At 63.7% G+C, this 14,892-nt stretch carries 15 protein-coding genes; 9 read left to right on the top strand and 6 right to left on the bottom strand.

Features of this window, described 5'->3' with window-relative positions; all coding sequences use genetic code 11:
• Nucleotides 1-2 precede the first annotated feature (2 nt).
• Together LC343_RS09350 and LC343_RS09345 are read left to right on the top strand one after the other, a co-directional pair.
• A complete protein-coding gene (locus tag LC343_RS09350; RefSeq protein ID WP_223476858.1) occupies nt 3-1,181 on the top strand; it encodes an MFS transporter in 1,179 nt (392 codons plus the stop codon).
• Nucleotides 1,182-1,276: 95 nt separating this feature from the next.
• Nucleotides 1,277-1,522: a hypothetical protein gene (locus LC343_RS09345; RefSeq protein WP_223476857.1), complete on the top strand. Its 246-nt coding sequence runs from the start codon at nt 1,277-1,279 to the stop codon at nt 1,520-1,522.
• 6 nt (nt 1,523-1,528) lie between these two features.
• Here LC343_RS09345 and LC343_RS09340 read toward each other — a convergent pair whose 3' ends face one another.
• Nucleotides 1,529-2,710 (bottom strand): lytic murein transglycosylase, encoded by a 1,182-nt coding sequence (locus tag LC343_RS09340; protein WP_223476856.1) that lies wholly within the window; start codon nt 2,708-2,710, stop codon nt 1,529-1,531.
• A 35-nt stretch (nt 2,711-2,745) separates the two neighbouring features.
• The gene (locus tag LC343_RS09335; protein WP_223477265.1) at nt 2,746-3,513 is read right to left on the bottom strand and encodes a glycoside hydrolase family 25 protein; all 768 of its coding nucleotides are present in this window, start codon (nt 3,511-3,513) and stop codon (nt 2,746-2,748) included.
• A gap of 220 nt (nt 3,514-3,733) precedes the next feature.
• Here LC343_RS09335 and LC343_RS09330 point away from each other — a divergent pair, with 220 nt between their 5' ends.
• Nucleotides 3,734-5,116 (top strand): serine hydrolase domain-containing protein, encoded by a 1,383-nt coding sequence (locus LC343_RS09330; RefSeq protein WP_223476855.1) that lies wholly within the window; start codon nt 3,734-3,736, stop codon nt 5,114-5,116.
• A 3-nt stretch (nt 5,117-5,119) separates the two neighbouring features.
• Here LC343_RS09330 and LC343_RS09325 read toward each other — a convergent pair whose 3' ends face one another.
• Together LC343_RS09325 and LC343_RS09320 are read right to left on the bottom strand one after the other, a co-directional pair.
• The gene (locus LC343_RS09325) at nt 5,120-5,686 is read right to left on the bottom strand and encodes a lytic transglycosylase domain-containing protein (RefSeq protein ID WP_223476854.1); all 567 of its coding nucleotides are present in this window, start codon (nt 5,684-5,686) and stop codon (nt 5,120-5,122) included.
• Nucleotides 5,687-5,858: 172 nt separating this feature from the next.
• Nucleotides 5,859-6,401, bottom strand: a complete 543-nt coding sequence (locus LC343_RS09320) for a cupin domain-containing protein (protein WP_223476853.1) — start codon at nt 6,399-6,401, stop codon at nt 5,859-5,861.
• 79 nt (nt 6,402-6,480) lie between these two features.
• Between LC343_RS09320 and LC343_RS09315 the strand changes: the two genes are divergently transcribed.
• Nucleotides 6,481-6,819 carry a DUF4440 domain-containing protein gene (locus tag LC343_RS09315; RefSeq protein WP_223476852.1) on the top strand — a complete coding sequence of 113 codons (339 nt, stop codon included), beginning with the start codon at nt 6,481-6,483 and terminating at the stop codon, nt 6,817-6,819.
• 3 nt (nt 6,820-6,822) lie between these two features.
• On the opposite strand, the gene LC343_RS09310 is transcribed toward LC343_RS09315, so the two are convergent.
• Nucleotides 6,823-10,467, bottom strand: coding sequence for a hydantoinase B/oxoprolinase family protein (locus tag LC343_RS09310; protein ID WP_223476851.1), 3,645 nt, complete (start codon nt 10,465-10,467; stop codon nt 6,823-6,825).
• 90 nt (nt 10,468-10,557) lie between these two features.
• Between LC343_RS09310 and LC343_RS09305 the strand changes: the two genes are divergently transcribed.
• The 4 genes from LC343_RS09305 to LC343_RS09290 all read left to right on the top strand — a co-directional run bounded on the left by LC343_RS09305 (nt 10,558) and on the right by LC343_RS09290 (nt 13,402).
• Nucleotides 10,558-11,064, top strand: coding sequence for a winged helix DNA-binding protein (locus LC343_RS09305; protein ID WP_223476850.1), 507 nt, complete (start codon nt 10,558-10,560; stop codon nt 11,062-11,064).
• A 117-nt stretch (nt 11,065-11,181) separates the two neighbouring features.
• On the top strand, nt 11,182-11,775 hold the full coding sequence (locus tag LC343_RS09300; RefSeq protein ID WP_223476849.1) for a hypothetical protein: 594 nt from the start codon (nt 11,182-11,184) through the stop codon (nt 11,773-11,775).
• A 125-nt stretch (nt 11,776-11,900) separates the two neighbouring features.
• Nucleotides 11,901-12,638: a J domain-containing protein gene (locus LC343_RS09295; protein ID WP_223476848.1), complete on the top strand. Its 738-nt coding sequence runs from the start codon at nt 11,901-11,903 to the stop codon at nt 12,636-12,638.
• Nucleotides 12,635-13,402 carry an N-acetylmuramoyl-L-alanine amidase gene (locus LC343_RS09290; protein WP_223476847.1) on the top strand — a complete coding sequence of 256 codons (768 nt, stop codon included), beginning with the start codon at nt 12,635-12,637 and terminating at the stop codon, nt 13,400-13,402. Before LC343_RS09295 ends, LC343_RS09290 begins: the two co-directional genes overlap by 4 nt.
• Here LC343_RS09290 and LC343_RS09285 read toward each other — a convergent pair.
• A complete protein-coding gene (locus tag LC343_RS09285) occupies nt 13,393-14,385 on the bottom strand; it encodes an alpha/beta hydrolase (protein WP_223476846.1) in 993 nt (330 codons plus the stop codon). The two genes, LC343_RS09290 and LC343_RS09285, sit on opposite strands and share 10 nt — an antisense overlap.
• A gap of 109 nt (nt 14,386-14,494) precedes the next feature.
• Here LC343_RS09285 and LC343_RS09280 point away from each other — a divergent pair, with 109 nt between their 5' ends.
• On the top strand, nt 14,495-14,812 hold the full coding sequence (locus LC343_RS09280) for a hypothetical protein (RefSeq protein WP_223476845.1): 318 nt from the start codon (nt 14,495-14,497) through the stop codon (nt 14,810-14,812).
• Nucleotides 14,813-14,892 lie beyond the last annotated feature (80 nt).

Raw genomic sequence — 14,892 nt, 5'->3', positions numbered from 1 at the left:
GAGTGACCGCCGGGAAGGGGCAGTCGCTTGTCCTGCTCCTGATCGCTGTCTTCGGCGCGATGTCGCTCTGGTTCGTCTCGGCGGCGATCCTGCCCGGCATGATGGCCGAAACACCCATTTCGCCGTTCAACCAGGCCGCCTTGTCGAGCGCCGTGCAACTCGGCTTCGTCGTTGGCGCGCTTGCATCCGCCATTCTGGGCCTTGCCGACCGCTATGATCCCCGCCGCGTCCTGGGCATGGCCGCCGTCCTCGCCGGTCTCGCCAATCTGGCGCTGCTCCTCTCGACACCGGGCAGCCCGGCCGCCATTGTCGCGCGCGGCCTGACCGGCGCGCTTCTCGCCGGCGTTTATCCGGTCGGCATGAAGATCGCCGTCGGCTGGGGCGAGCGCGATCGTGGGTTCATCGTCGGCTCGTTTGTTGGCGCCCTGATCCTCGGCTCGGCCGCGCCGCACCTCTTCGCGCTGGCCGGCGGAACCGACTGGCGACCGACGGTCGTGATCGCCTCGCTTGCCGCCATCCTCGGCGGCCTGCTGGCCCAACTGGTCGGCCTTGGCCCGCATCATGCCCAGGCGACCCGTTTCGATCCGCGCGCGGTTGTCACCGCCTGGACCAACCGCCGGGTGCGTCTCGCCTATGCCGGATATTTCGGTCACATGTGGGAACTCTACGCGATGTGGGCCTGGGTGGCCGTGATCGCGGCGCTCTCTTACGGACGGCACATGCCGGAAGACCGCGCTGTCGCTTTCGCCGCCGTCACGGCCTTTATTTCCATCGCAGCCGGCGCGGTGACGAGCATGATCGCCGGCCGGCGCGCCGACCGTATCGGCAAGGCCAGTGTCGCGCTTGCCGCGATGGCTGTTAGCGGCATCTGCGCACTTCTCGCCGCGCTGACATTCGGCGGCCCGGTCTGGCTCACTTTCATCGTCATCGTGATGTGGGGCGCCTCGATCAGCCCCGATTCCGCGCAGTTCTCCGCGCTTGTCGCCGACAACGCACCGCCGCACCAGGCTGGCAGCCTGATGACGCTGCAAACTGCGCTCGGTTTCGCCCTGACATTCGTCACCGTCCAGGCGACGCCGGTGCTCGCGGAGATTTGGGGCTGGCCCGCCCTGATGGCGCTGATGGCGCTCGGACCGGTTTTCGGCATCTACGCGATGGCCCGCCTGCGCGCGCTCGCCTGACGATCGGCGGGAGATATCCCGGTCGCTTCAACTTGTCCCATTGAACGCCGTCTGGATGCGCTTAGACTCAATGCCAGCAACACGGGAATGCTCCCATGCCGAAACTCGTTCGGTTCGTCCTGATCAATAGCATTATCGGCATCGTCATAGGCTGGCTGATTGCCGCCGCGATGGTGCATTTCAATGTCGGCCATCTGGGCGAACTGATCGGCCACACCGATCACAAGATCGCGGCCATCGCACTGCTAGGCCTCACCTTCGGCATCACCTTCGGCTTCGCCTATCTGGCGACCGCCGTCATGCTGATCCCGACCAGCAAGGACGATTTCGACAAGCTTTGACGCTGGTCAGAGCGCGTTGAGCAGTTTTACCGTCGGCCAGGCATCGGCGGGCATGCCAAGACGGCGCTGTTCCTCGCGCACCGCATCGCGCGTTCCTGCGCCCAGGATGCCGTCGATCTCGCCGACATCGAAGCCGTCCGCGGTGAGCCCGCGCTGCAATGCCTTCATCTGCGTCTGGTTGAGACCCGGCTCCGGATTGCCCTCGTCGAAGATCGGCGCGCCACCGAGCCGCGTCGCGAAATAGGCCGCGGTCAGGACATAGGTCAGCGATTGGTTCCACTCCAGGAACACCTTGAAGTTCGGATAGGCGATGAAAGCCGGTCCCTTGCGCCCCATCGGAATGAGAAGATGCGACTCAGCGCTGTCGGGAAGCGATCCGCTGCGAGGCATCACGCCGCGCGCTTTCCATTCGGACACGGGCAGTGACTCGTGCAGCCCGGTGTCGTACCACTCCATTTCGGCGGGCACCTTCACTTCGATCAGCCACGGTTCGTTCGCGCGCCAACCCAGCGATTGCAGGAAATTCGCCGCCGTCATGATCGCGTCCGGCGAGGATGTCTTGAGCTTGATCTGGCCGTCGCCGTCGCCGTCGCGCCCCTTGGTCAGGTAGTCGTCCGGCAGCACTTGGACCTGGCCGATTTCGCCGGCCCACGCGCCGGTGATGTCGCGCGGCACGACGCCGAGATCGATCAGCCGGGCCAGCGAGATCAATTGCGGCCGGAACAGTTCCGGCCGGCGGCAGTCATGCGCCAGTGTGGCGATCGAGTTCAGCGTGTTGAAATCGCCCTGATAGCCGCCGAAATCCGTTTCGAGACCCCAGAATGCCGTGATCACTTCCGGCGCGACGCCGTATTCCGAGCGCGCTTTCTGGAATGTCGAGGCATATTGTTTCAGCTTCGAGCGACCGACATCCATCCGGTTCTGGGAAATCAGCCGGCGTGCGAAGGTTGCGAAATCCAGCGTGAAGACGCCCTGTGCCCGGTCTCTCTTGAGAACCTCCGGGTCGATCCGTGCCGAGGAGAGGGCGCTTAGACCGGCATTGCCGACCCCTGCGGCCCGCGCTTCCGCGACCATCGCGTCGCGCCATGCGCTGAAATCGCCTCCGCAAGGTGCGTTTTGCGCGACCGCTGCTGCCGGTATTGCCGAAAGCGCAAGCCCGGCCAGAAGAATGCGTGCATGGTTTCTCATGGTCGGAAGGCTCCTCGCGGTGTCGGTAATAAGTGTCAGATTCGGTTGGCGGAAATCCAGCCCCGCCAATCGGAGGCGCTGCCGGAAAAGACATTGATGTCGGTATTGCCGGATATGCCGGGCACGACGCCCGTCCCGGTATATTGCCAGAACGTCCAGTTGCGTCCGGGATAGGTCACGCGCGGATGCGCCTTGACCGTGCGCAGCCAGTAAGTCTCGTTGCGGAAATGGCCGGCAATGTTGCGTTCGTAGAAATCGGGCGTGGTGTAGATCATAGGCCGCTTGCCGTAGTGGCGTTCGAGCCGGTCGAGGAATACGCGCATTTCCGAGCGCACTTGTGCGGGGACGGGGCGCTTTCGGCACGTCGGCGACTGGTGGTTCCATTCCATGTCGAGAACGGGTGGAAGCATGCCCCGTTCTTTCGGAACATGACGAATGAACCAGTCCGCCTGTTCCTTTGCCGGGCGGCAGAAATAGTAGAAATGGTATGCGCCGCGCGGCACGCCTGCGGCCCGCGCTTCGCGCCAGTAGTGGCGGAAGCGGTCATCCACGCGGTCGCCGCCTTCCGTTGCTTTGATGAAAGCAAAGGCGACGCCCGATTTCTTCGCCGCACGCCAGTTGATCTCGCCCTGATATTTGGACACGTCGATGCCGTGGATTGCGTAGCGGTGCGGCGCTCCGCCCTCGAATGTCTCGACCGGATCATTATCGGCGAAACGTTGCGCGGCCAGAGGCAGCACGGAATCCGTGAAGTCGTAGGAAATCTGCGAGCAGCCCGACAGCGCCAGCGCGGCGGCGATCATGATTGTGCGACCGAAGTGCGAAAGCACCGATTCGTCCCCTTACTGCCCCACGCGATTGTAACGCGGCGTAACCGCATCGTCATCGCCTGAACACGCGAAAATTGTGTCCGCAGCGTGGCCTGTCGCGACGTCACCATACGGTCGGCGCCAGAAATGGTTGACGCGGGCTACCCGGCGCGACTAGCTCCATTCAACGATAAGAAAAAGGGCAGGGTAAGCCATGCGGGTCGTCAAGGGGATCATCGGAATCGTCGCGGCAATCATCGTTTTAGCCGTGGGTTGGCTTTTCGTTGCGCCGCCGGAACTGATCCGGGTCGGCTCGGGATATTCCGCCAAGATCGTCTGTTCCAACGCATTCCTGACCGAACGCGATCCGCAGGAAGTCCTGGAAACCGACGTCCAGGCGCCGGGCCATCCGCTTCTGCGTATCATGCGGGTCTCTGTCGATCGCGCCACCGGCGTTGTCCGCGCTGGCCTCTTTGGCATGTTCGGAAAGGGCACGGCGCTCTACCGCGAAGGGCTGGGCTGCGCCGCTATACCCGATGGCGATGTCGAGGCAGCTCGCGCGCGGCCGGCGCCGCTGCCTCCCGAGGCCGACGAGCCGGGCGAGGGGCTTTGGCCGGAAGGAGCGGAAGTCACGCCGCTCGAGGATGGAGAGCTTTATGCTGTCCTCAACGACGAGGCCCTGACCGGACCCGGCATGCGTGCTGTCGTGGTCGTGAAGGACGGCCGGATCATCGGCGAACGCTATGGCGAGGGGTTCGACGAGACGACCCGCCTTCTCGGCTGGTCGATGACCAAGACGGTGACGTCGGCGCTGATCGGCAGGCTGGTCCGCGACGGCCGCCTGTCGCTCGACGAGGCCGGCTTGTTCGACAATTGGACGGATGACCGTTCGGAGATCACGCTCGCCGATCTTCTCGGCATGGCGAGCGACCTGAGCTGGAACGAGGGCTATGGCGACGTCTCGGACGTCACCCGCATGCTCTATCTCGAGCCCGACATGGCCGCCTTCGCGGCCTCCATGCCGCTCAATACGGAAACGCCGGGCGGGATCGGCGAGGTGTTCGAATACTCCTCGGGTACGTCGGTGATGCTGTCGCGGCTGTGGCAGAATGCCTTTGAGGACGAGACCGAGGCGCTGGCCTATCCGCGCGCTGCCCTGTTCGACCCGCTTGGCATGACATCGGCAGTCCTGGAAACCGATGAGCACGGCACGTTCGTTGGCTCGTCCTATCTCTATGCGACGGCCCGAGACTGGGCGCGTATCGGCCAGTTCCTGTTGCAGCGCGGTGTCTGGAACGGCCGTTCCCTGCTGCCGGTCGGCTATGTCGACTGGATGGTCGAGCCGCATCCGGCATCCGGCGGCGAATATGGCCGCGGCCATGTCTGGCGCCGCGCCTCGAATGCCTGGCTGCCGGGCGACAACCCGGAACTGCCCGCGGATGCCTTCTTCCTGTCGGGCCATGACGGCCAGTCGGTATCGGTGGTCCCGTCGGAAAATCTTGTCGTGGTGCGCATGGGGCTGACGCCCACCGCCCTCGGCTACAAGCCGGCATTCCTGGTTGAGGCGCTGATAGAGACGCTCGGCAGGCCGCAATAGCGGTTACTTGGAGCGCAAGCCCGTCTCGACGAGCATGCCGCGCGATTTGGCGACGTAGTAGTAGCCGGCGGAGTACAGATAGACGGCCCGGTCCTCGCTGCCGTCCGCGAGCATCCATGCGCCGCGCAGATATTTCACACCGTATTTGAGATTGGTCTCGGCATCGTAGAGCCCGGCCGCATCGCCGCGATATCCCATCGTGCGTGCGGTCTGCGGCTTGATCTGCATAAGCCCGTAATGGCCGCCGTTCTGGGCGTTCGGATTGTAGGTGCTTTCGCGTTTGACCACCCGGTGCACAAGCCTTTCCGGCACGCCATATTGCGAAGAATAGCGCGAGATCATGCGATCGATCGCCATGCGGGATTTTGACGCTTTCGGCTTGTCCGGCGCGGCATAGGCCATTTCGACGACCGTTTCGGCCTCGCGTGCTTCTTCCTCGCTCAGCGATAGGCCGGCGGCAACCGCCGGCGCGACCGACAATGTCTCGACGACACTGTTTGCCGTGCAGCCCGCGAGGCTCGTCATGCAGAGCACCGCGGCGATGGCGGGCAGGGGATTGGTGATCGGCATACGCTGAACCCTGAAATGTCCGAACTATCAGCCTGTACGGCTTTTCTGGCTCTTTCAGGGCAATAAGGGCGAAATCAGGGCAGGCGGTCCGAATAACACATTTGGAAACACAACCCGGCGGAGTTGGGCATCGTCATGCCTCCGCGAAGCGGATTGACCTCAGGCGACTGCGCTAGGTGTCTTTCATCGAGACCAGCCGCGAGAAGGGCCGTCCGTAAAGCGGGTCGACATCCGGCGGCGCGACGTCGCGGATGGTGGCCAGAACGCGATCGTCGTAACCCTCGCTGTCACGGATGGTGGAGAAGTTGTCCTGGCCGGGCGGGTAGCCGCCGCAAACGGTAAAGCCGTCGCGTTTTGCGATCTGCTTGTGGCCGTAGCCGGGCGGCAGGATGATGACGTCGCCTGCCGAGACTTCGACCTCCTGGCCCTGCGGACCGCCGAGCATCAGTGTCGCACTCCCCTTGGCGACGGCGAGAGCCTCGAAGGCGTCCGGGTGAAAATGGTGGTAGTCGAAAACCTGCCACGTCCATGCCCCGCCCCAGCCGTTTTCGGCATAGAGCGCATGAATCTCAGCCGGGTCGGTTTCACCGGAAAGCACATCCGAAAGGATAAGCGCCGGGTAGCGCTCATTGTTGGGAACATCATCGCCGCGTTTCGCCGCAAGTCGATGGATTTCCACGCTGTCGCAAGGTGCAAGGTTCAAGGTCGTAGACATTTTCGCCTCCTGAGTATGGAACGATGCGCCGCCGAGATTGTTCCCCGTCGAATGCATTCAAGCGAGCGGATACTTGAAAATGTCGAATGAACTTTGGGATATAGAACGCAGACTCTGGCTGGAAGGCGAGAATTTCTTTGCCGAACACATGACCGAAGATGCCGTGATGGTATTCCCCGAGCCGGTCGGTATCCTGCGGGGCGACGCCATTCTCCAGGGACTGAGAGGCACGCCGCGCTGGACCTCGGTCGATGCCGCCAATCTGGAAGCCGTCAAGCGCCGCGACCTCGCCGTGCTTGCCTATCGTGCGATCGGCAAGAGCGAGGGACGGGCGCCTTACGAGGCGCTGTGCATGTCGACCTACGAACGCCGCAAGGGCGACTGGCGTATCGCCGGCCATCAGCAGACGCCCGTCTGACCGCTATTCCGGCAGATACCCGCCGGGCGTCGGCGTCGTGACGATCACGGCTTCGCCGGCTTTCACGCTGGTCTGGTCGCAATGTTTCAGCGTCTCCAGCGTGCCGTCGAGCCTGCGGATTTCGGTTCGTCCGCATTCGCCGTCGCCGCCGCCATCCAGCCCCTTTGGCGGAATGGTGCGATGGTTTGACAGGATCGCGCATTCCATATCTTCCTGGAAGCGCAGAACACGCCGTGTTCCGTCCCCGCCGGAGAACTTGCCCTTGCCGCCCGACCCTTCCCGGATGGAGAACTCTTCCACGACGATCGGATAGCGCATCTCGAGAATTTCCGGGTCGGTCATGCGGGTGTTCGTCATATGCGTATGGACGCCCGACGCCCCCCCGAAACCGCGCCCGGAGTTCATCTTGCCGGCCGGTGAGCCGGAGCAGATCGTCTCGTAGTTCTGGTAGCGTGCATTGCCGTAGGTCAGGTTGTTCATCGTGCCTTGCGCGTTTGCCAGCGCGTCGAGTGCGTAGAGCAGGCAATTCGTGACATGCTGGCTCGTCTCGGTGTTTCCCGCAACGACAGCCGCAGGATAGCTCGGCTTGAGCATGCATCCGTCCGGAATGACGATGTTGATCGGCCTCAGGCAGCCCGCGTTCATCGGGATATTGCCTTCCACCATCAGCCGGAAGACATACAGCACGGCGGCGCGCGTCACCGGTTCCGGCGCGTTGAAATTGTTGTCCGTCATCGGCGATGTGCCGGTGAAGTCGACGGTCGCCTCGCGTTTCTCCTTGTCGACGGTGATCTTCACCTTGATCGTCTGGCCGTTGTCGGTCGGGTACTCGGCCTCGCAATCCGCCAGCGCGTCGATCACCCGGCGCACGCTTTCCTCGGCATTGTCCTGCACGTGGTTCATATAGGCCTGCACGACCGGCAGCGTGAAATGGCCGACCATCTTCCTCAGTTCGGCCACGCCCTTTTCATTCGCGGCAATCTGGGCGCGCATGTCGGCGAGGTTCTGCTCGGGATTGCGCGCCGGCCACGGGTGATCGGTCAGCAGCTTGATGAACGCATCGCCGCGCAGCCTGCCATCCTCCACCAGCTTGAAGTTGTCGATCAGCACGCCTTCCTCATCGACATGCGTCGCGCGCGGCGTTGCCGACCCCGGCGCCATGCCGCCGACATCCGCGTGGTGGCCGCGCGAGGCGACGAAGAACAGGATTTCCTCGCCAGCCTCGTCGAACACTGGTGTGACGACCGTGATGTCGGGCAGATGCGTGCCGCCATTGTAAGGCGCGTTGAGCGCGTAGACGTCGCCCGGTTTCATGTTCGGGTTCTGGCGGATGATCGATTCCACCGAGCGGTCCATCGAGCCCAGATGCACCGGCATGTGCGGGGCGTTGGCGACAAGCGCGCCCGTCGCGCCGAACACCGCGCAGGAGAAGTCCAGCCGCTCCTTGATATTCACCGACGAGGCGGTGTTCTGCAACGTCACGCCCATCTGCTCGGCGATCGACATGAAGAGGTTGTTGAACACCTCCAGCATGACCGGATCGGCATGGGTGCCGATCGGTGCGACACGGTCTTTTTCAATGAAACGGGTCATCAGGATCTGGTTGTGTGCGGTGACAGTCGCCTGCCAGCCGGGCTCGACGACAATGGTCTGGTTGTCCTCGATGATGATCGCAGGACCCTTCACCTTGTCGCCGGGCGTCAGCGGGGCAGGGGCGTCCGCCGTACGCAGGTAAAGCCCTGCCTCCTGCCACGCGCCGCCGGTGAAGACATTCTGCCCGAATTCCGCTTCGCGCTCCTTCTCCTCCGGCGGAGTCTCGGCTTCGCTCTCGGCGTGGTCCGGCGTTTTTTCCGCCGCTTCCACACCGACCGCCTCCACGATCAGTTCGCGCGACGGATCGGTAAAGCCGAACTGCGCCATATGCGCCGCTTCGAAATCCTTGGCTGCCCGATCGAGGTCCTTGCCGTCATACTGCACCTCGAGCGCCGTGTCGGTGCCGGCGTAGCGGATATGTAGAACCGGCTGCGTCATGATGTCGTCGGCGTCGATATCCTGTCCGGTCAGTTCTCCGGCCGCATCGGCAGTCAGTTCCGCGATCAATCCGTCGATGGCGTCGCGGTTTTCTTCCGCGAGCGTCTCGACCAGCGCATGCTGGCGCGAAGCGTAGGTCTTCGAAAGACCGATGCCATAGGCCGAGAGCAGGCCAGAATAGGGGTGGATCAGCACCGCCTTCATGCCGAGCGCGTCGGCCACGAGGCATGCATGCTGTCCGCCGGCGCCGCCGAAGCAGTTGAGCGCATAGCCGGTCACGTCGTAGCCGCGCTGTACGGAGATCTTCTTGATCGCGTTCGCCATGTTTTCCACGGCGATGGTGATGAAGCCTTCCGCGACTTCCTCCGGCGTCCGGTCGTCGCCGACTTTCTCGGCGAGCGCGCGGAATTTTTCGCGCACGAGATCGGCGTCCAGACGCTCGTTCTGCTCGGGTCCGAAAATTGCCGGAAAATGCGCCGGGTTCAGCTTGCCCGTCATCACATTGGCGTCGGTGACCGTCAGCGGTCCGCCGCGCCGATAGGCCGCCGGCCCGGGATTGGCCCCGGCCGAATCGGGGCCCACCTGAAAGCGACCCGCGTCGTAGTGCAGGATGGACCCGCCGCCGGCCGCCACCGTGTGGATGCGCATCATCGGGGCGCGGATACGCACGCCCGCGACTTCCGTGTCGAAGGCGCGTTCGTAACTTCCGGCATAATGCGCCACGTCGGTCGAGGTGCCGCCCATGTCGAAGCCGATCACGTCGCGAAACCCTTCCGCCTTCGCGGTCTCGACCATGCCGACCACGCCGCCGGCCGGTCCCGACAGGATCGCGTCCTTGCCTTGGAACAGGTCCGCCGCCGTCAATCCACCCGACGACATCATGAATTGCAGCCGCGTGCCGCCCGGCGCGTCCGAAACGCCCAGTTCGCTGGCGACCTGGTCGACATAGCGGCGCAGGATCGGCGACAGGTAGGCATCGACCACCGTCGTGTCGCCGCGCCCGACCAGCTTGGCGAGCGGAGAGACCTTGTGGCTGACCGAGATCTGCGGAAAGCCCATCATCGAGACCATCTCTTCCGCCGCCAGTTCGTGCCCCGGATGAGCCCAGGCGTGCATGAAGGCGATGGCGACGGCCTCGATGCCGTCGTCGAGTGCGGTGCGGACCGCCAGTTCGACGCTGGCGAGATCGACGGGAACTTCCACCGTTCCGTCAGCCAGCACGCGTTCCGGCACCTCGATCACCCGCTCGTAGAGCTGTTCGGGCAGGATGATTTCCTTGGCGAAAATGTCGGGGCGCGCCTGGTAGGCGATGCGCAGGGCGTCGCGGAACCCCTTGGTGATCAGCAGCAGCGTGCGGTCGCCCTTGCGCTCCAGCAGCGCATTGGTGGCGACGGTGGTGCCCATGCGCACCGTGCCGATCCGCACCGTCGGCACAGCCTGTCCCTTGGGCACGCCGAGGAGGTCGCGTATGCCCTGGACGGCCGCGTCGCGATAGGCTTCCGGATTTTCCGACAGAAGCTTGTAGGCATGGACCGTGCCGGCGGGATCGACACCGAGGACATCCGTGAAGGTGCCGCCCCGGTCGATCCAGAAGTCCCAGCGTCCAATGTCCGACATATCGCTTCTCCCTGTTTGGTGAGCATCAACGTTGACAATTTATCGACATTTTGTCAACGTGATCCTGTCCAATTCACGGGAGTTCCGTCCATGAGCACCGATTACGTCGTCTCCTCGGCGCATCTTGCGCAATCGCGCCTGCCCGAGTCGTCGGAGCTCGAATTCGCGATGACCATGTCGAACCATGCCTATCATCGCTGGATGGTGCGCTGCATGGCGGCGGCGGGCGCGCCCGGCCATTCGCCGCTGGAAGTGCTGGTGGTGCATCTCGTGCACCATCGCGACCGCCCCAAGACGCTGGCCGATATCTGCCTCGTTCTCAATGTCGAGGATACGCACCTCGTTTCCTACGCTGTCAAGAAACTGGAGGCGCAGGGCCTCGTGACCACCGGGCGCGACGGCAAGGAAAAGACGGTGTCGATCACCAAGAAGGGGACGGAAATCTGCAAGCGCTACGGCGAACTGCGCGACCGGCTCCTGCTTTCCGCCATATCGGGACTCGGTTTCGACACCGAGGATATTTCGCGTCTCGCCGCGCTGCTGCGTGCGCTTTCCGGCTCCTACGATCAGGCGGCGCGCGCCGCCGCGGCCATGTGAGTTTCCTGCCCGGGCTCGTCTGAAGGTCTGCAACAGCGAGTCATCAAGCGTGATGGAAACCTCACGCGCATCCTTTCGTTGCAATGGCGGAACAACAAGCCACGAAAGGATACTCTCATGCGTAGAATTCTTCTCTCCACCGTTTCCGTCGCTTCGCTTGTCGCTCTCGCCGCTTGCAGCGACGATGTCGCGCAGAACGGCGCCGAGCAGGATCCGGTCGCGACCGAGCAGTCCGCCGAGGTTGATACCACAATCCCGACGACGGACGATGACGCCGGCACGATGGCCGATGCCGGCCAAACCGATGAAAACGCCTTGCCGGGCGACACCGACATGCAGGCTGACGCCGGCACTGAAACGGACGTGACCATCGACGAACAGATGACCGCCGCAACAGGCGCGGACGAGACCGGCGCCGACGCTGTCGAGGAAGTCCGGCAGAGCGTCGCCGACGCGCGAGACGCGATCGAAACGCAGTCTGAAGCCGCTTCCGTGCAGGCCCTGATTCAAGTCGAGCGGGCGGTCGACAATCTCGATGACCCTAAGGATGCCCAGGAAGCCGTCGACACCGCGCGCAATGCCGTCGTGACCGGTGACTTCGAGGCTGCGCTTGCCGCGCTCAGCGATGTCGAGATGGCTGCCGAAGCCGGCATGCAGACCGGCGCGGTGATGGAGCCGTCCGACGAGACGACGGCCAGCACGACCCAGTAACGGTCATTTGACTGGAAAATCTGGCGCCCGGGCTTCATCGCCCGGGCGTTTTTCATGGAATGCGCGCCGTTTCAGGCCGCGAAAGCGCCCTTACAAATCCTCAATTCATCCGGTAAGGGGAATTGATGTCGATTTGGGTCCGAATCTCCGATTTCGTCTCCGCCAAGGCGACGACCGCGCTGACCGGGGTGGTGGAAGCCGTGCGCACGGTGTTTGCCGGCGATCCGGCGACACGCCGCCGCGTTGCCTTTTCAATCGCGATGATCGCTCTGTCGGCCAAGATGGCCAAGGCCGATGGCGTCGTGACCGAATCGGAGGTCGATGCGTTTCGCGAGATATTCGACATCCCGGCCGATGACGCGCGTCGCGTCTCAAATCTCTACAATCTCGCCAAGCAGGATGTGGCCGGCTACCGCGTCTATGCCGAGCAGGTCGCCGGACTGTGCGGCACCGGTGCGCCCGATTGCCCGTTGCTCATAGACGTGCTGGATGGCCTGTTCCACATCGCCAAGGCCGACGGCGTGGTGCATCCCAACGAGCTTGAATTCCTGACCGACGTCGCGACGATCTTCGGCATCTCGGGCGTCGAGTTCGAGCGCGTCACCGCGCGCCATGTCGATCGCGGTCAGCGCGACCCGTGGCGCATTCTCGGCCTCGACCGCGACGCCACATATGCCGATGCGCGCCGGCGATATCTCCAGCTCGTGCGCGAGAACCATCCGGACCAGATGATGTCTCGCGGTCTGCCGGAGGAGTTCGTGAAGATCGCCAATGATCGCATCGCCGCCATCAACGATGCGTGGGAGCTCGTCGAGCCGGAACTCAAGGCCGCCGCCGGCGAGGCGGGTTCGCGAAGCGCATGAACGAACCGATCTTCGCGCCGGATTTCGCCGATGCGGCTGTCCGTGTTTCGCCCAACACGGGCGAACGGCGCGACGGCAAATCCGTCGATATCCTCCTGTTGCACTACACCGGCATGGAAAGCGGCCAGGCCGCCGAGGACTGGCTCTGCAATCCGGAAAGCGGCGTCTCCTGCCATTACATCGTCCACGAGGATGGACGTGTCGTTCAGATGGTGCCGGAAGCGCTGCGTGCATGGCATGCGGGCGAGAGCCGCTGGAAAGGCGAAGCCGACATCAATTCGCGCTCGGTGGGGATCGAGATCGTCAATGGCGGCCACGACTACGGCCTTCCTTCCTTTCCTGACACGCAGGTCGCGGCGGTGATCCGTTTGGCGCGGGATATTTCCGCGCGCCACGAAATCATGCCGGAGCGGGTGCTCGCCCATTCCGACGTTGCGCCCGGACGCAAGAGAGACCCCGGTGAACTGTTCCCGTGGTCGATTCTCGCCGAGGGCGGGGTCGGACACTGGATCGAGCCGTCGCCGGTGCGCGGGGGGCGGTTCTTCTCGGCGGGTGACACCGGCCAGCCCGTCGAGGCGCTGCAATCCATGCTCGCCCTCTATGGATATCGCACCGCCATCACCGGCGTCTTCGACGAGATGACGACAGCCGACGTCGCCGCCTTTCAGCGCCATTTTCGTCCGCAGCGCGTCGATGGTGTCGCTGACGCCTCGACCGTCGAGACCTTGCACCGCCTGCTATCGGCACTCCCGGCCTACGCCTGAGCGGACGCCTCGATCATCCGGTTGAGAAAGCCGTCCATCTGAGAAAGGCTTTCTTCCGCCAGCGCGGTGTCGAAGCCCTGGAAGACGTGGCAGCCGCCCGGATAGATGCCCAGTTCGACGCCATTGCCGGCCGCGTGCCAGCGTTGCGCCATCATCATCGTGTCGTCGATTAGCAGGTCTTTCGTGCCGCATGAAAACAGCGCCGGCGGCATGCGGTCGAGCGCTGCATAAAGCGGCGAGACATCGGCAGACCGCGTGTCCTCGCCGCCCTGCAGGAAGTTCTCGGTGAACTTGAAGATGTCGCGCGTGTTGAGGATCAGCTTGTCCTTGCCCCAATTGCGCACGCTTGGCGTCCCGCCGAGGTCGTAGCAGCCGGCGACGAGGTTCGCCGCACGGAATGGCCAGAGCCCGTGCCGGTCGCGAAGGCGCAAAAGCGTCACGGCGGACAGGTGCGCACCGGCGGATTCGCCGCCGATGGCGAGGAATTCGCGAGGTATGTCGTGAGCGGTCGACGCGATCAGCCACAAAGCTGCCGCCTCGCAATCATCAGGCGCGGCGGGATAGGGGTGTTCGGGCGCGAGCCTGTAGTCCACCGAAACGGTGACGAGGCCGGTGTTCTCGGCGATCTGCCGCATCCGGTGGTCCATTTCCGAAGGCGTGCCCATCACCCAGCCGCCGCCATGGATATGCAGATAGGCGCCCCGCGCGGCGCGCGTGCGCGGACGCAGCACACGGACCGGAATGGAGTGGCCGTCCCCGTCCACCATATGCACTTCCGCATGCGGGTCGGATGCCGAGATCGGGAACGATCCGCGTCCCGCCGCACGTGCTGTGCGGATCAGCGGCAACTCGTATTTCCAGATGTCGGGCGCCTGTGACAGCCGGTCGAGGATCGCCGCATTGTGTTCGCGCACCTCCGGCGCAATCGCCGCCTCCGAGAACGTCTCGGCATTTGGCCATTGCGGATCGGCAAACTTCGCCATCGGTGGTCTCCGTCGTATGGTGATCGAATTGGACTGAAGGCACGTAACACGCAGATACCGGCTTCGTCATTCACGGCAAGCCGAATGCCCCTGAGATTCTGGAGACGTCATGACGGTCCTGCGCATAATCCTCGCCATTTTCGCAACAGCATTCGCGGCGCTGATCGTCTGGGCCGTCATCGTTGGTGACTTCGCCACGGCCGGGGCATGGCTGACAAGCGATCCATGGGGCATCGTGACGCTCGCCGACCTCTATTTCGGATTTCTCCTGAGCGCGGTCGTCATAGCTGCATTCGAGCGCCGTTGGGCCGCGATCCTGTGGATCGCGCCAATTCCGATCATCGGCAATCTCTGGACGGCCATATGGTTCATTATGCGTTTTCCTGTCGTTTTGAGCCGCATTACTGACCGCAAGCCTGCCGGTTGACGTCTTTGCCTTGACAGCGCATGTCTAGCGCCCGTCATAATTGGGCGGTGTCGGACGGCTGACGCGCGGACGATAAGGGG

Source organism: Oricola indica (assembly GCF_019966595.1).
Taxonomy (GTDB): Bacteria; Pseudomonadota; Alphaproteobacteria; order Rhizobiales; family Rhizobiaceae; genus Oricola; species Oricola indica.
The sequence above is the reverse complement of the archived record's forward strand: the minus strand, read 5'-3'. Positions and strand labels throughout refer to the sequence as shown.

Excerpts from the sequence above, each read along its gene's own strand:
- LC343_RS09285 (WP_223476846.1), bottom strand. The coding sequence starts at position 14,385 with ATGGCGAAGTTTGCCGATCCGCAATGGCCAAATGCCGAGACGTTCTCG.
- LC343_RS09345 (WP_223476857.1), top strand. The coding sequence starts at position 1,277 with ATGCCGAAACTCGTTCGGTTCGTCCTGATCAATAGCATTATCGGCATC.
- LC343_RS09280 (WP_223476845.1), top strand. The coding sequence starts at position 14,495 with ATGACGGTCCTGCGCATAATCCTCGCCATTTTCGCAACAGCATTCGCG.
- LC343_RS09300 (WP_223476849.1), top strand. The coding sequence starts at position 11,182 with ATGCGTAGAATTCTTCTCTCCACCGTTTCCGTCGCTTCGCTTGTCGCT.
- LC343_RS09305 (WP_223476850.1), top strand. The coding sequence starts at position 10,558 with ATGAGCACCGATTACGTCGTCTCCTCGGCGCATCTTGCGCAATCGCGC.
- LC343_RS09310 (WP_223476851.1), bottom strand. The coding sequence starts at position 10,467 with ATGTCGGACATTGGACGCTGGGACTTCTGGATCGACCGGGGCGGCACC.
- LC343_RS09340 (WP_223476856.1), bottom strand. The coding sequence starts at position 2,710 with ATGAGAAACCATGCACGCATTCTTCTGGCCGGGCTTGCGCTTTCGGCA.
- LC343_RS09325 (WP_223476854.1), bottom strand. The coding sequence starts at position 5,686 with ATGCCGATCACCAATCCCCTGCCCGCCATCGCCGCGGTGCTCTGCATG.
- LC343_RS09295 (WP_223476848.1), top strand. The coding sequence starts at position 11,901 with ATGTCGATTTGGGTCCGAATCTCCGATTTCGTCTCCGCCAAGGCGACG.
- LC343_RS09335 (WP_223477265.1), bottom strand. The coding sequence starts at position 3,513 with ATGATCGCCGCCGCGCTGGCGCTGTCGGGCTGCTCGCAGATTTCCTAC.
- LC343_RS09315 (WP_223476852.1), top strand. The coding sequence starts at position 6,481 with ATGTCGAATGAACTTTGGGATATAGAACGCAGACTCTGGCTGGAAGGC.
- LC343_RS09320 (WP_223476853.1), bottom strand. The coding sequence starts at position 6,401 with ATGTCTACGACCTTGAACCTTGCACCTTGCGACAGCGTGGAAATCCAT.
- LC343_RS09330 (WP_223476855.1), top strand. The coding sequence starts at position 3,734 with ATGCGGGTCGTCAAGGGGATCATCGGAATCGTCGCGGCAATCATCGTT.
- LC343_RS09290 (WP_223476847.1), top strand. The coding sequence starts at position 12,635 with ATGAACGAACCGATCTTCGCGCCGGATTTCGCCGATGCGGCTGTCCGT.